The sequence below is a fragment of the Paraburkholderia sp. IMGN_8 genome, from assembly GCF_038050405.1.
GTDB lineage: Bacteria > Pseudomonadota > Gammaproteobacteria > Burkholderiales > Burkholderiaceae > Paraburkholderia.
Map to the genome: position 1 here is coordinate 4,280,911 of NZ_CP150900.1, position 15,000 is coordinate 4,295,910.

Sequence of the window (15,000 nt, forward strand, 5' to 3'; positions counted from 1 at the left end):
GTCGAATGTGGTCGGTGTCGTTAGACCACGGTATAGCTCAGCGAACGCGCTGCGGTGCCGAATGTGACCGGAAGCTAGAAAGGGCTCTCGTCAATGTGTTAGCGCGGGAAGGTGCGACTCGCATGAATCGACGTGGATTGACGACTGCAAGGCACTATCCGTGGGTATCGACCCAGGCGCGTGCCCAGCCTAGTCCCGCGAGCTGCGCTTCTTCCTCGGTATCAAAAACACCGAGTACCCCGGAGGCTTCAACCATCTTTGTGTCGCGGGTGATGGTCCCGCTGCCTGCGTATCGCTCAGGTGAAAGGATGTCCTCTTGCTGAAGAATGGCGTGGCCGAAGATGCGGTATCCCTTGTAGCTTCCCGATTCCATCAGCGCACGACCTCAACATACGAATCGCGAGCATCAACGCGCAGCACATTCCCCTCGGGCGTTATCAGACGGGGAATTTCCGACACGTCAGGAGTAACGCGTCGCGGACCTGCGCCGACGGCTCCCTCTTTCACGTCCAGCTTCGTGGCGGTGGTCGGCGTGCGATGCGCCTGTGTTTTTACCAAGTGGGGCACACGCCGCTTATGCGTAAGCGACTTCGGCGTGCCTGCTCCCTGATGCAATCCACCCCGAGCTTCGGGCGGATTCCAGATTTCAATGTAGTGCTCACCTGCTAACGCGGACGAAGTACACGCCAGTAAAAGCAACCCGCATCCAACCAGTTTCACTATCTTCTCTCCTTGGCGATGCGATTGAATCTTTCGCTGCAGGATACATCCCCTCCGACGCACGACCCGTCGCAACCGTCACAGTAGTGGCGGTCGCGCACGGCGCCGTCAACACGCCAGACATCCGTTCCCACCGGACTAGCGGTACCCACGGAGCGGCCATTTTCGCACGTAAAGAACGTCGGCTCCGCGGCTCGGCCGCGCCGAATGGCTTCATCGATTTCCTGCTCGCCAAACGCAGATTTCATGTCGAAGACAAACGCCGCAATCTCGGGCGTTGGATGGCTGACCGGCTTGCGAAGGCGCATAGGTGCGTTCAATTACGAAACCCGATATCTCGGGAGCGCCTTCAACTCGTCCAGCCTGTGCCTTCATCAGGTCCTGCCTGCGACACGACGCGTTGGCCGCTCGTCTTTCAACCCATGCAGCGTGCCTATTTCGGCGCCAGGGCAATCGCCTAGTTGACAGCTTGAATTTTGTCTTCCTACTATGCATACAACGCTGCACACAATGAAACACACAGACTTGTGTGGCGTAAGTATGTTTTTGTCTACGGGATTACCCTTATTTAAGAGGTCATCATGGTTCGGCTGTCTCGCTTTACCCGTCAGGCTCTTGTATGTTTGGCTGCCGCGAGCTGTGTCATCAGCGCGCCGTCCCGCGCTGATGACACCAGCGCCTGGCAAAATGTGAAAAAGGCTGGAGTTCTCCGTTGTGGGGCAGCGGTAGCCCCCCCGTACGTGATGCGTGACCCGAAGACGGGTGAATACAGCGGCTTCTTCTCAGAGCTCTGCCGTGAGTTTGGACAGAACGTGCTGAAGGTGAAGGTCGAATTCGTCGATACCACCTGGGACAATATCGTCGCCGGCCTTCAGTCCGACAAATGGGACCTGTCGCTCGCACTTAACGACACCCCGGAACGTGAAAAGGCGATTTCCTTCTCGGCTCCTGCCACTGACTACAACGTCTCGCTGGTCTACAACAAGAACAATCCCAAGATTCCGAAGGGCGCGCATACCATCGCCGAAATTGACAAACCGGGCGTGACCATCGCCGTCATGTCGGGGACCGCGCAAGACAAGGCGATTTCCGGTGTTATCAAGCAGGCTCAAATTATGCGTTTGCCTGGCAACGATGAAACGCGTCTGTCTCTCATGTCAAAGCGCGCCGACCTCCTCGCCGACGCCAATATCACCAACATGTTGCTCACAGAAGCGCACCCTGAGTGGGCAGTCGCCATCCAGCCCAATCCACCTCTTGCGCAGCAGGAAGTCGCCTTTGGTGTCAGAAAAGAGACGTCTGCAGCCGATATCGCCGTGCTCAACAAGTATGTGAACGAGCAAGTGAAATCCGGGGCAGTCAACCGGCTCATCAAGACCTCGGTCCAGGCCATGCTTGTCACTAACAAGTAATACGACGCGCTGCGAGGGCTTCGTCACCCTCGCGCCTTCGTTTGCTTCCGGACGCGTTCGCGCTGGCTCATGCCGGGGCGCGTCCTTGCTGTAACACAATCAGAAATTAATAAAGCAATCGTTTCAATCGACAATAAGGTTTGGATAACTAATGAAGAAATCAATTTTGGTTGCAGTCATTGCAGCGGCCAGCGTTCCAGCGTTCGCGCAAAGCACGGTCACGCTCTATGGTCTCATCGACGAAGGGTTTGACTACACCAACAATGTGAAGGGCAGCAAAGTCTATGAACTTCAGAGCGGCTATGCGCAAGGCAGCCGCTGGGGCCTGAAAGGTACAGAGGACCTGGGCGGCGGCCTCAAGGCCGTCTTCCAGATTGAAAGCGGCTTCGACGTGAACAATGGAAAGCTGGCGCAGGGGGGCCTTGGCTTTGGACGTCAGGCGTATGTAGGCCTCGCCACCGACAGGTTCGGTACGGTCACACTAGGGCGGCAGTATGACTCGCTGGTCGACTATCTCGCCCAGACCACTGCGAACGGCAACTGGGGTGGCTATCTTTTCTCGCACCCATACGATAACGACAACACGGACAACACTTTCCGGGTCAACAACACGGTTAAGTACACCAGCCCGAGTTTCGCCGGTCTGCAGTTCGGCGGCACATACAGTTTCAGCAACGACACCAATTTCGCAAACAACCGGCAGTACAGCGTCGGCGCGCAATACGCGACAGGTGGGTTGCTCGTAGCGGCGGCATACCTTCAGGCCAACAACCCGTCAGCCACGGCCGGCGGTGCAATCAACAACGGTGGGGATGAAAACTTCGTTGCGAAACGGCTCAGAGTGTTTGGCGCAGGAATCAACTACACGTTCGGCAGCGCGACCTTGGGCTTTGCCTACACGAACACCAATGTCGACCAACCGCTCAGTTCGGGATATGTAGGCGCAATAACGCCGGTTGGCGGAGCAACGCTCTCATCACTTCGATTCAACAACTTTGAAGTGAACGGCAAGTACCAGTTCACGCCTGCGTTCTACGTTGGTGCGGCCTACACGTACACGCGAACGAGCTTCAATGCGACCAGCGGGAAACTTCATCCCAACTTTCAGTCGGCGGGGTTGATGGCTGACTACAACCTGTCCAAACGAACTGATGTCTACGTGCAGGGTGGCTACCAGCACGCAGGCGGCGACAAGACAGGGACCGTCCTTGATGTCGCATACGTGCCAGGCGCCGACGCCGTCTCGTCTACGTCGAATCAATTTGTCCTGCGCGCCGCTATTCGTCACAAGTTTTAGCCCGCCACCGCATTGGCTCGCGGCAGGAAGCTCGGGCTGGGGCTTCTTGTCGCCCAGAAATCCTCCTGTCCCGTTCCGCAGCCGTATCCAGCGGCTGGAAAGCGGCGCGCCTCCGCATCCTTGGTGATTTCCCTGAAATGGCAAATCAGCCGTTGACGAGATGGTTTTCGCTCGTCTACTATGAATACAACGCTGCACACATCTCAACACACACAATTGTGTGTTGCCGAGCCGGCGGCACCACGAGGCGGCAGCAACGATGGAGGGCTCGCAACCAGGCTGGCTCTCGATAGCAAAGATGTCCTGGCTGATTCCGGATGCGGTTCGGCCCAATCGAGGAAAGCCAGATTCGATTCACACATCACGTGCCTGAGGGCGCGCCCCGCTGGAGAGATTTCATGTTGTCACCCCAAACCATGATTGCCCAACCCCACACTTCGCCGTCAGTTTTTGACTTCTTGTCCTCGACCGCCGGCGACTTTGTGCAGTTCCGGGACGTCTATAAGTCCTACGGCGAAAACTTGGTGGTCATGGACCACATGAGTCTGGATATGCGCGCCGACGACCGGCTCGTCATCATCGGTCCTAGCGGCAGCGGCAAGAGCTCGCTTCTGCGCGTCATGATGGGCCTGGAAGGGATTCAGGGCGGACAGATTGGATTCCAGGGAAAGCCGTACATCCACGGCGCGGATTCGGCCCGGTTGAAACGCATCGACGCCAAGTTGCAAAAGCAGATTGGCATGGTGTTCCAGCACTACACACTTTTTCCCCACCTTTCCGTGCTGGGCAATCTGATTCTTGCTCCGGTCAAGGTCGGCGGTATTTCAAAAGCAGAGGCGACAGAACGGGCGCGCATGTACCTTGCGCGTCTTGGTCTCGAGAGCAAGCTACACGCATATCCCAGCCAGCTTTCCGGAGGTCAGAAGCAACGGGTTGCCATTGCGCGTGCCCTCATGCTCGAGCCGAAGCTGATGCTGTTCGACGAAGTCACTTCGGCGCTTGACCCAGAGATGGTCATCGAAGTGCAGAACGTGATGCTGAAGCTGGCCGAACAGAAGATGGCGATGATTATCGTGACCCACGACATGCATTTCGCGCGCGATATTGCGACCCGAGTTGTCTTCTGCGCCAGCGCGAAAATCGTCGAACAGGGCGCACCCGCGGAAATGTTCAAGTGCCCGAAGGAAGCCCGCACCCGCGAGTTTCTCGAGAAAGTTCTGCATCTCGATTGAGGCTGACCATGAACTACCACTTCGACTTCAGCTTCCTCGAAGGAAGCTTCGGGGCACTGCTCTCAGGACTGAAGGTCACTATTGAGCTTTCAGTGGCTTCCAACGTCATGGGCCTTGTGCTTGGTTTTCTGCTTTGCCTTCTGGCCATGAGCCGTTGGGAAGTCGTTCGGTGGCCGGCGCAGCTGTTCATCGAGTTTTTCCGTTGTACGCCCGCTCTGCTCCAAATCGTCTGGTTTTACTACTGCATTCCGATGATGGTTGACGTATTTATCGACCCCATCGTGATGGGCGTCCTGGCACTCGGCTTGAATCTGACAGCATTTAACGCCGAAGCTTATCGGGCTGGCGTCCAGGCGGTCCCGAAGGAACACCTCGACGCCTGCGTGGCTCTTGGCTTAAAGCCGTGGCAGCGCACCGTCTACGTCGTGCTCCCTCAGGCGCTCCGGACCGCGATGCCGGTCCTGATGACCAACGGCATCGGAAGCCTGCAACAAAGTGCGCTCGTTGCCATCGTCGCGGTGGCGGACCTGATGTATGTCGGAAAGAGCCTCGCAACTGAAGCGTATCGTCCTCTCGAAACATATACGGTGGTCGCGCTCATTTACTTCGCGCTTTCGCTACCAATTGCGAAACTCGTGCATGTAATCGAGCGTCGTCAGGACCTGGCTGTTCAGCGTTGAGGAGAAGACCATGCATCTCGACTTTTCGGCTGTATTGCCCTATTGGCTGGTCTTGCTCAAAGGCCTGGGACTTACGATTGCATTTACGAGCAGTTGCGCCGTCATCGGAAGCCTTGCGGGATTTGTTCTGAGCCTGCTGCGGATGTCCCCGTCGCGGTGGTTGAAAGCGACGACGACGCTCTACGTCGAATTCTTCCGCGGCACGCCGTTGCTTATCCAGCTATTCTGGGTCTACTTCTGCTTTCCGGTTGTCTTCCGGATTCCGATTCCACCTTACGTGTCAGTGGTTATTTCACTGACGCTGTACATGGCGGCTATCACCAGCGAAACCTTCCGCGGGGCATTGAAATCCATTTCGGCCGAGCAGCACGACGCGTGCACCGCATTGAGCCTTTCGCCTCAGGCCAAGATTCTTTACGTGATTTTCCCGCAGGCATTGCTGCGCGCAGTTCCTCCATTGTTGTCGAACATTGTCAGCCTGTTCAAGGAGAGTGCGCTCATCTCGTCGGTTGGTGTCGCGGACCTGATGTTTGTTGGCCAGAACATCTCGAACAGCACGGCACGTCCGGTCGAGTTCCTGACTACCGTCGCGATGATTTACTTCCTCGTCGCTTTCCCGCTGACGCGTCTGGTCGGCGTGGTCGAGACGCGGATGTTGAGGCGCTATGCCTATTAACTCACCCAGTCACCCGTTAGTTTGGAGAACACACATGGAAATGAAGGGAATTTTGCCCGCTCTCGTTACGCCGTTCGACACCAAAGGGGCCGTCGACCACGACACGCTGGCTTCCATCATCGAATATCAACTGAAAGCAGGCGTCAAGGGCTTCGTACCGTTGGGCTCGACGGGTGAATACTATGCGCTGAACAATGAGGAGCGCCGTGCGATTCTGAAAACCGTACGTGAAGTCGTCGGTGACCGCGGAATCCTGATTGCGGGCGCGAATGGTTCGTCCACGCGTGAAGTCATCGAGCAGGTCAGACAAACGCGCGACGCGGGCTACACCAACCTGCTCATCGCCCCGCCGTACTATGCGCTGCCGTCACAGGAAGAACTCATCGGCCACTATGAGGCTATCCTCGAAGCTGCACCGGATATCAACCTCATTGTTTACAACTATCCCGTCCGCACGAACGTTGAAGTCGGCTATGAGGTGCTCGAGGCCTTCCGTAACAATCCGCGAGTTATCGGCATCAAGGAAAGCAGCGGCAACCTGCTGCGCGCCATCGAGATTGGGTCGAAGTACAAGGACGACTACCAACTGTCCTGCGGTTCGGACGACCAGGCGCTTGACTTCTTGCTTTGGGGCGCAACAAGCTGGATTTGTGGACCGGCTAACTGCTTCGCTAAGCAAACGGTCGATATCTACAACAAGTTCGCCGCCGGCGACATTTTCGGCGCTCAGGCCGTGATGCGCTCGCTCTTCCCGGTAATGGCGACTATGGAAGCAGGCAAGTTCGTGCAGAAGGTGAAGTACGGTTGCGAGCTGGCTGGATTCAAGGTTGGCAATGCACGCATGCCGCTGAAGCCGCTGACCGACGAAGAGAAGGCGGAATTCCGCAAGGTCTTCGAAGCAACGCAGAGTTGATTACGTAACCCACCGCCCTTGCCGGGGCGGTGGAACCGCATAGAGACAAAGAAAATGTCCAGACATAGCTTTACTTGCATCGAAGGTCATACTGAGGGTATGCCCGTCCGTATGGTCATCAAAGGCGGCCCCGAGCTCCAGGGGGCGACAATGAATGACCGACGCAAGTATTTCGTTGAGCATTACGACGGGGTTCGACGCGCGCTGATGCTGGAACCGCGTGGTCATTCTCACATGTCCGGGACGATTTTCTACCTGCCGCTGAGCGCGAACGCGGATTTCAGCCTGCTCTTCATTGAGACGTCGGGATGCCTGCCCATGTGCGGCCACGCGACAATTGGCTCAATTTCGTTCGCTCTTGAGGCGGGTCTAATTGTGCCGATGCAACCTGGCACGGTAGTTGTGGATGTGCCGGCTGGTCAGGTGACCGCACGCTACGAAATGGATGGCGAGCGTGTCGCCTCAGTTCGCTTTACAAATGTCCCAAGCTTCCTTCTGCATCGTGACGTCGAAATCACGTTGCCTCAACTTGGCAAGCTCTCGGTCGACATCGCCTACGGCGGAAACTTCTATCCCATTGTCGAAGTCCAGGAGAACTATCCGGGCTGCGAACACTTTGCTCCAGAGGTCCTGCTTGAGTGGGGACGGGACATGCAGCGGCTTGTCAACGAAGCGATTGACGTAATTCACCCGGACTACCCTCAAATCCGCGGCGTGAAGCATTGCATGTGGACTGGGCGGCCTGTCGCTGAAGACGCGGACGGACGCTCGGTTGTCATCGCTGGTGAAAGCCTCATCGACCGTTCACCCTGCGGAACGGGAAGCTCTGCCCGTGTTGCGCAACGATACGCTCGCGGCCTTCTGGCCGAGGGCGAGTCGTTCACGCATGAAAGCCTTATCTGTAGTCGTTTCATTGGTCGCGTCGAGGCGACGACCAGGCTTGAAAGCGGGCTGGAAGCTGTGTACCCGAGCATTGAGGGGCGTGCGTGGATTACAGGGCGCGGTGAACATTACGTTGATGACTCACAGCCATATGCACAGGGATTCAGTTTGCAGGAGTTCGTAAAGTGAACGCGGTTCCTCGTGAACAAATTTCCGGGGCGCCTCAATCAGCTCCGCACGAAGCAGCTGTGGTAATCGGCGGCGGCATTGTGGGCGTCTGTTGCGCGTTGTATCTGCAACGCGGCGGCTACGAGGTCACGCTCGTAGACCCTGAGGCACCGGGAAACAGCACGGCAAAATGGAGTTGTGGACAGATGGCGGTGAGCGAAGTCATTCCGCTGTCGAAGCCGGGCATCCTCATGAAAGTTCCGGGTTGGCTCATGGACCAGAAGGGTCCATTGGCGTTGCGCCCTGGAGCGTTGCCGGGGATTTTGCCGTGGTTACTCCGCTTCATGGCATCGGCGCGTCATTCAAAGATTGTCGACATTGCGCAATCGATGGCGACACTCACGCATGACGTGTACACAGACTACGCGCCGTTGCTCGAGATATGCGAAGACAAAGCACTCCTTGGCCAACGGCCCGTGCTCGAGCTATTCGACAATCCGAACGCGATAGAGCGCGACAAGGCACATCTCGAGCTGCGCCAGTCACTTGGCTTCTCGTATCAGAGGCTCAACGCCACGGAGATTGCCGACCTGGAGCCTGCTCTGGCCGGACGTTTCTCTCACGGTCTGCTTTTTCCTGACTGGCGCTTCGTAAGCGACACCGAAGGCTTCATCGCGGCCTTGACCGGGAGCTTCGTCTCCAGAGGCGGCCGTCGGGTACGTTCGACTGCCGCGCGTATTGATGAATCGTCCGGCCGCGCAACCGGAGTCACTTTGGAAAACGGTGAGCGAATTGCGGCCAGTCACGTAGTCGTCGCCGCGGGCACGGGGTCGCGGAGGTTCTTCGGCCAACTGGGTGTGAATGTGCCGCTCGAAGGCGTCGCGGGCTATCAGGCGCTGCTGCGTAATCCGGGAGTGGAAATCCGGCATTCAATCATTTATGCCGACGGCGGCTTCTGCTTCACGCCCATGACGCGCGGATTGCAGATAGGCGGCACCATCGAATTTGCGGGGCGCGATGCGAAGCCCAACTTCAAGCGCGCAGAAATCATCGTTGAAAAAGCCAAACGGATTCTGCCTGAGCTTCGGACCGACGGCATCGAATTTGGCGTTGGCTATCGGCCGTTCTTGCCAGACACCAAGCCGGTCATCGACCGCTCACAAAGGCTGCAGAATGTCTTTATGGCTTTCGGTCACGGGCAGCTCGGTCTCACGCTTGGTGCGACCACCGGAAAGTTGATTGGCGACATGGTGGCTGGCCGCGCAACGAAACAGAATCTGGCGCCCTTTAGCGCTTACCGCTTTGCCTGAAAGAGGACGCTCATGAAATCGTATGACCAGCTTTTTATCAATGGCCGTTGGGTATCTCCGGTCAAGGGTGGGACCTTCGATACTGTCGACCCATTCACCGAAACGGTAATCGCGAAAGTCGCGGCGGCGACTGCTGAAGATGTGGACCTTGCGGTAAAAGCAGCGCGGGACGCCTTCGACAACGGCCCGTGGCCACGAATGAGTGGTGCCGAACGGGGTGCGGCATTGCGCAGAATCGCGAGTGGCATCCGCGCTCGACTCCCTGAATTGGCTGAACTTGAAGTGCGCGACAATGGCAAGCCTTTGCCCGAAGCACTATGGGACTTGGGCGACGCAGCAGGTTGCTTCGAATTCTATGCCGGGCTTGCAGAGCAACTCGACGAGAAGACAGAGCATCCCGTCACGTTGCCGGACGACCGCTTCAGTTCCATCGCAAGGAAAGAGCCAATCGGTGTGGCCGGTGCGATTATCCCGTGGAACTTCCCGATGTTGATGGCGGCATGGAAGGTCGCGCCAGCGCTTGCTGCGGGTTGCACGATGGTTCTGAAACCCTCGGAGTTGACGCCCCTGACAGCAATTGAACTTGGCGAGATTGCCGCTGCAGCGGAACTGCCTGCTGGCGTACTGAACATCGTTACTGGTTTCGGCAAAGACGCTGGCGCCCCGCTGAGCGAGCATCCGGGCATCGATAAACTGGCGTTCACCGGAAGCGTCCCAACGGGCAGCCGCATCATGCAGACTGCGGCGCGCGACATCAAAAACGTCAGTCTCGAGCTAGGCGGAAAATCACCGTTCATTGTCTTTGATGACAGCGACATCGAGGCAGCCGTTGAGTGGATTATGTTCGGTATTTTCTGGAATCAGGGGCAGGTGTGTTCGGCGACGTCCCGGGTTCTGGTTCAACGCGGCATCTATGAGCGTCTACTTGAGCGACTCAAGGACGAAGCCCGCAAAATCCGTATCGGCAACGGTCTGGAGGACGGCGTCCTGCTGGGCCCAATCGTTAGCAGTGGACAGTACCAGAAGGTTCAGGAAGCAGTCGCGCGTGGGAAGGACGAAGGTGCACGTCTTGTGACGGGCGGCGACCGCCCTGCGCATCTCAAGACAGGCTACTTCATGGAACCCGTCGTGTTTGCAGACGTTCCCGAAAGCAGCTGGATTTGGCAGGAAGAGATTTTCGGCCCCGTCGTGTGCATCCGGCCATTTGATGACGAAGCTGAAGCACTGCGCTCCGCAAACGATTCGCGCTTCGGTCTTGCCGCCGCAGTCATGTCAAAGGACCTTGCACGGTGCGACCGCGTCGCGCGGGCTCTGCGGGCTGGTATCGTCTGGATTAACTGTTCGCAGCCCACTTTCACCGAAGCACCTTGGGGCGGTTACAAGCAGAGCGGCATCGGGCGCGAACTCGGGGAATGGGGTCTCAACAACTATCTCGAGACGAAGCAGATTACCCGATACGACAGCGACAAACCTTGGGCGTGGTACATCAAGTAAGGTAGGTGGGTCATGCGCTGGAATAGAACGCTACAGCTGGTTGATGTTCATTGTGAAGGCGAAATCGGCAAGGTCATCACCGGAGGGGTCCTCGACATTCCCGGCAAGACCATGCTCGATAAGATGAACTACATCAACGAGGTCGACGATAGTCTTCGCAGGCTGGTCACTCTTGAACCACGAGGTTGCTTGCAGATGTCGGTCAATCTGCTGTTGCCGCCGACACGTGCAGATGCGGATGCCGGGTTCATCGTCCTGCAAGCTGACAAGGCCCATCCGATGTCCGGCAGCAATGCCATCTGCGTGGTGACAGCTTTGCTCGAACTGGGAATGGTGCGAATGAGTGAGCCCGAAACCCTTGTCAGGCTGGACACGCCTGCGGGGCTCGTGACGGCTCACGCGACCTGCAAGGACGGTCGCTGTGTTGGCGTGTCTCTTGATATGGTTCCGGCGTTCGTCGAGCAGCTGGACATGAACGTTCAAACCCCCGATTTTGGGAACATCAGGGCGGACGTCGCATTCGGTGGCGTCTACTACGCTCTCGTCGACGTTGACCAGATTGGCCTTGAAATCGCTCCAGAAAACGCGCGTCAGCTCGCGGAAATTGGGGTCAAGCTGAAGGGGCTAATCAACGCGCAGGTTCAAGTTCAACATCCGCTGTTTCCGCAAATTAACGAAGTGGCGTATGTGATGTTCCGCAACCGCATCAACGACGATTTGTATCAGACTTGCACTACGTTGCCCCCAGGTCGCGTCGACAGGTCGCCGTGCGGAACTGGAAGTTCGGCTAATCTCGCGACGTTGGCCGCCCGAGGTCTTGTGAATGTCGGCAGTCGACTGAAGTCACGTTCGACCATCGGGGGGGAGTTCAACGTCGAATTGCTGGGGAAAACCGAGGTTGGTGGAAGACCCGCAGTGTTGCCGCGCGTTCAGGGGCGAGCATGGGTCTACGGGATTCAACAACTTGGGGTGGACCCCGATGACCCGCTGGCCGCTGGGTTTATGCTAAGCGATACGTGGGGCTCGGGTTTCCCGACGCCCTGAGAAGGAGTGCGCGCGATGATAAACTTGAATGCGCGCCCGTCTTTCCGGGCCCATTACGAAGGCGGTGAGACGATGAGCAAAGGTACGGCGGAGACAGAGGTCAATGCGCGCCGGCACGGCGGACGCTACATTTATGAAGAGTTGCGAAAGCAGATTCTGACGCTGCAACTCAAGCCAGGCGCTCCGCTCGACGAAGTTTCGCTCGCTGCGCAGTTCGGCCTTTCACGCTCGCCTGTACGCGATGCGCTTGCGCGGTTGATAAGCGAAGGTTTGGTGACGATTCTGCCGAATCGAACGACCCTTGTTACGCCGTTCGAAATCGAAGAATTCCCGAAGTATGTGTCGGCACTGGACCTCATTCAGCGTGCAGTTACCCGCCTGGCAGCGTTGCATCGAACGGAAGCTGACCTCGCGCGCATCCGGAAAGCGGATGACGTTTACATGCAAGCGGTAGAGAGTGGCGACTTTAGCGCGATGTCCGAAACGAACAAGGGTCTGCACATAGCAATCGCGCATGCTGCAAATAATCCCTACTTTGTCGGATATTACGAGCGCCTTCTGGGCGAAGGACAGCGGCTCATGCATCTACACTTTGATTTTACGGTAACGTCGCCAACGGCGACGCCGCTGGGACGCGACCACGCCGAGATGATTGATGCCATTGCGCGCAAGGACGGTGATGCCGCGGAGAGACTCGCGCACGAGCATACGATGCTCTTCCAGAAGCGATTCCTTGACTACATGCGGCAGAACATGACGGAATCGATGGCGATTCTGTGACCTGATGCAGGCAGCTTTGGTCTCTCCAAGGCTGCCTTTTTCACAACGCTACATGGCCCAGTCGGTCACCCTCTTCAAGAACGTCCACCCTCTGGGGCGCCGCACGCTGTGACACTGCGTCTGACGCACCCAGATATAGCCTCCCCAGGCAGATGGTTGAGACTGCGGCAAGTCATCTTGCCTCGCTCAGGGCGTCATTTGCGACTGCGATACTGTCTTCCAGACTACTGGGCGACATTGCCCACGAAGGCAATCCGGCAATACTTCAAATCCAGCTCTGACCATTGTCGTACAGACCTTTGTCGAGGACATTGCAACCGGGGCGTCGCAGCTTGTCGGCGGCGCAGAAGCGTTGGTCGTGGCCGAAATCATTGAGCACGCATACGCGCAAGGACAATGACTCCTTGCGCAAATCCAAGAGTGCAACCGCAAACTGTTCCGCACAAAGAGCTATGGTGCTGAAAACAAAAAGCGCCGTGCGGGATGTTGTCGCACGGCGCTTAAATTCGCTCATCCGTTGGAGGTAGAGAGCGAGAGGAGACAAAAACCAGTTTAGTTCATCCGGGCAAAAAGCAAAGCGCCGGAAAACTGCGGGTCATGGCCTCATTTTGTAGAATTGACCGCGCTCTCCAAGAACGCCGAATTTGAGCGAAGGACGCGAAAATTGAATGACGCAAAATCGCTCTTTGAATTGGCGCAGTTTTCTGTTGAAGTAACCTATTCTAAAAAATACCCAGCCGACCCCGTAGACGAGACGTTTTCCAGGGTGATATACATTACCTGTCACGCGTCGCTGAGCACGAGCCGACCGACGTTTAGGGCCGCCTCTTCTAGTGAAGAGCTTCGGTGAGTGACCGCTAGCGCGGACGAGGAGTGACCGGTGGCGCGCTAGGGATATTCGTACCACGGGGATGGGTCCTGAGATAACGAACGCGCTGGCGAAGCTAGAGGCGCGGGACCCGAAATAGTCTGGCGGAGCCGTATCGGCGGAAGGTCTCGAGGCGGCACGCCCCTCTGGGGACCCGACGCAAACATATAGATTTTCAAACAAGCAACTCTAAAGGAAAGATATCCTCCCTTTAGAGTGGTTTTGATATTCCGATGTGTGCATCATCAGGTTATTCCCTTTTGCTTTGCTCACGCGATGAGCTGCTCTTTGGAATAACCGGTACATCTTCTCCGGTTGCATATTCGCGTTTGAAGCCGCTGCGCGGCCTGCTCCCCAGGGAAGAGTGCAGGTGCGCAATCAACGTAGCCCCCTTTCCGACGCATCAAGCCCATCGCATTCATTGCTGGCCAGCAGGTCGGTGCATCGCTGCCGCGATGCCATGTCCCGCGCGACGGTGTCTTCTATGACGACCCCGCAGCGACCTACAACGCGGTGACCTCATACCTTTGAATGGCCAGTCAACCGTTGTGCCGGGCACGTTGCGTCATTTCTCGCTTGATTGGCGACTCTGGTTTCGTTCTTCGCAGAAGCGCAGCGAGCTTGGCTTGCACCTGCAAAAACACCCGGGTTGAAACTCCGCCTAGCTGGTCATCGTGCAACTTCAGAACCCTTCGCAGGAGCAGTGATTCGGCGTCATCGAGCCTCCACAGCGCTTCGTCTTGTGCCCGCATTACTGCGACGTCGAGAACGGACTCCGCTTGGCAGCTCTGCTTCGCCACGGTATGACAGCACCGCCAGTTCCTGTGCCCAGTGCGCCACCCATTGCCAGCAATCCAGTCTGTGTCCCGCGAAGGCTCGGCGCAAACCATCGTGCGAGCACCGGATTCAGGGGAACCCATAGACGCGTGGCTCAATCCAAATGCGTCGGACTTGGCGGCCTTGTACGCGATACTTGATGACAGGGACCGGCCGTACTACGAGCATCGACTTGCGGCATAGGGATTGGCCGGGCGAACATCGGTGGTGGCGGGGACGGTGCGCACATTGGTGGTCGTTGCATTGGCGGCAGCGTCGTTGTGATTGTTGCGTACTGACTTGCTGACGCACCCCGACGAACCAATGCGCCTGCTCTCTCAGGCACTTTGCATTTCAGCGCCAGGTCGCGGCGCCTCACTTGCGCTAGACTGGCTTGAGCAACCGGAAGGAGACCTGGATGATACGCAAGACGCTCAATGCTTCGCAGCTACAGCAGGAGGTCGACCGGCGAATCCATCGACTGCAGGAAATCGTCGAGGATGGAGTGAAGATTCGTGTGCCGCGGCCGCAGTTGCAGGAGGCTGACAAGACAGGCTGTAACTGGAACATGACTCACTTAGGCAACGCGGTCGGCTTCGAGCGCGACATCGAGGGCGTGCTCAAGGCCGTGCGTGCGGAATACAGCCTCAATACCGAAGTGAAAGAAACCGGCAACCCGTTTGGGGACTAACCGCGAAAGACATCGAT

16 protein-coding genes are annotated in these 15,000 nt (G+C 57.3%); 12 read left to right on the forward strand and 4 right to left on the reverse strand.

Going from position 1 to position 15,000, the window contains the following annotated elements; translation table 11 throughout:
* Positions 1-154: 154 nt before the first annotated feature.
* The 3 genes from WN982_RS19410 to WN982_RS19420 are packed head-to-tail and all read right to left on the reverse strand — an operon-like array spanning position 155 to position 1,028.
* Positions 155-373: a hypothetical protein gene (locus tag WN982_RS19410; RefSeq protein WP_115108001.1), complete on the reverse strand. Its 219-nt coding sequence runs from the start codon at positions 371-373 to the stop codon at positions 155-157.
* Positions 373-720, reverse strand: a complete 348-nt coding sequence (locus tag WN982_RS19415; protein WP_341313523.1) for a hypothetical protein — start codon at positions 718-720, stop codon at positions 373-375. The genes WN982_RS19410 and WN982_RS19415 overlap by 1 nt, the downstream gene beginning before the upstream one ends.
* Positions 720-1,028, reverse strand: coding sequence for a hypothetical protein (locus WN982_RS19420; protein ID WP_341313524.1), 309 nt, complete (start codon positions 1,026-1,028; stop codon positions 720-722). Before WN982_RS19420 ends, WN982_RS19415 begins: the two co-directional genes overlap by 1 nt.
* A 273-nt stretch (positions 1,029-1,301) precedes the next feature.
* Between WN982_RS19420 and WN982_RS19425 the strand changes: the two genes are divergently transcribed.
* From WN982_RS19425 to WN982_RS19475, 11 genes are all read left to right on the forward strand, one after another.
* Positions 1,302-2,132 (forward strand): transporter substrate-binding domain-containing protein, encoded by an 831-nt coding sequence (locus WN982_RS19425; RefSeq protein ID WP_341313525.1) that lies wholly within the window; start codon positions 1,302-1,304, stop codon positions 2,130-2,132.
* A 151-nt stretch (positions 2,133-2,283) separates the two neighbouring features.
* Complete coding sequence (locus tag WN982_RS19430; RefSeq protein ID WP_341313526.1) at positions 2,284-3,429, forward strand: porin; 1,146 nt, start codon at positions 2,284-2,286, stop codon at positions 3,427-3,429.
* Positions 3,430-3,827: 398 nt separating this feature from the next.
* Positions 3,828-4,661 carry an amino acid ABC transporter ATP-binding protein gene (locus WN982_RS19435; RefSeq protein WP_341313527.1) on the forward strand — a complete coding sequence of 278 codons (834 nt, stop codon included), beginning with the start codon at positions 3,828-3,830 and terminating at the stop codon, positions 4,659-4,661.
* Between the two features lie 8 nt (positions 4,662-4,669).
* Complete coding sequence (locus WN982_RS19440; RefSeq protein WP_341313528.1) at positions 4,670-5,341, forward strand: amino acid ABC transporter permease; 672 nt, start codon at positions 4,670-4,672, stop codon at positions 5,339-5,341.
* Between the two features lie 10 nt (positions 5,342-5,351).
* Positions 5,352-6,017, forward strand: a complete 666-nt coding sequence (locus tag WN982_RS19445; protein ID WP_341313529.1) for an amino acid ABC transporter permease — start codon at positions 5,352-5,354, stop codon at positions 6,015-6,017.
* A 34-nt stretch (positions 6,018-6,051) separates the two neighbouring features.
* The gene (gene dapA, locus WN982_RS19450) at positions 6,052-6,930 is read left to right on the forward strand and encodes a 4-hydroxy-tetrahydrodipicolinate synthase (RefSeq protein ID WP_341313530.1); all 879 of its coding nucleotides are present in this window, start codon (positions 6,052-6,054) and stop codon (positions 6,928-6,930) included.
* Between the two features lie 111 nt (positions 6,931-7,041).
* Complete coding sequence (locus tag WN982_RS19455) at positions 7,042-8,001, forward strand: 4-hydroxyproline epimerase (protein ID WP_341313531.1); 960 nt, start codon at positions 7,042-7,044, stop codon at positions 7,999-8,001.
* Positions 7,998-9,290 carry an FAD-dependent oxidoreductase gene (locus WN982_RS19460; RefSeq protein ID WP_341313532.1) on the forward strand — a complete coding sequence of 431 codons (1,293 nt, stop codon included), beginning with the start codon at positions 7,998-8,000 and terminating at the stop codon, positions 9,288-9,290. The genes WN982_RS19455 and WN982_RS19460 overlap by 4 nt, the downstream gene beginning before the upstream one ends.
* A gap of 12 nt (positions 9,291-9,302) precedes the next feature.
* The gene (locus WN982_RS19465; protein WP_341313533.1) at positions 9,303-10,784 is read left to right on the forward strand and encodes an aldehyde dehydrogenase family protein; all 1,482 of its coding nucleotides are present in this window, start codon (positions 9,303-9,305) and stop codon (positions 10,782-10,784) included.
* Positions 10,785-10,796: 12 nt separating this feature from the next.
* Positions 10,797-11,828, forward strand: coding sequence for a proline racemase family protein (locus tag WN982_RS19470; protein ID WP_341313534.1), 1,032 nt, complete (start codon positions 10,797-10,799; stop codon positions 11,826-11,828).
* Positions 11,829-11,843: 15 nt separating this feature from the next.
* Positions 11,844-12,608, forward strand: a complete 765-nt coding sequence (locus WN982_RS19475; RefSeq protein ID WP_341313535.1) for a GntR family transcriptional regulator — start codon at positions 11,844-11,846, stop codon at positions 12,606-12,608.
* A 265-nt stretch (positions 12,609-12,873) separates the two neighbouring features.
* Here WN982_RS19475 and WN982_RS19480 read toward each other — a convergent pair whose 3' ends face one another.
* A complete protein-coding gene (locus WN982_RS19480) occupies positions 12,874-13,122 on the reverse strand; it encodes a hypothetical protein (RefSeq protein ID WP_341313536.1) in 249 nt (82 codons plus the stop codon).
* 1,588 nt (positions 13,123-14,710) lie between these two features.
* Here WN982_RS19480 and WN982_RS19485 point away from each other — a divergent pair.
* The gene (locus tag WN982_RS19485) at positions 14,711-14,983 is read left to right on the forward strand and encodes a hypothetical protein (protein ID WP_341313537.1); all 273 of its coding nucleotides are present in this window, start codon (positions 14,711-14,713) and stop codon (positions 14,981-14,983) included.
* Positions 14,984-15,000 lie beyond the last annotated feature (17 nt).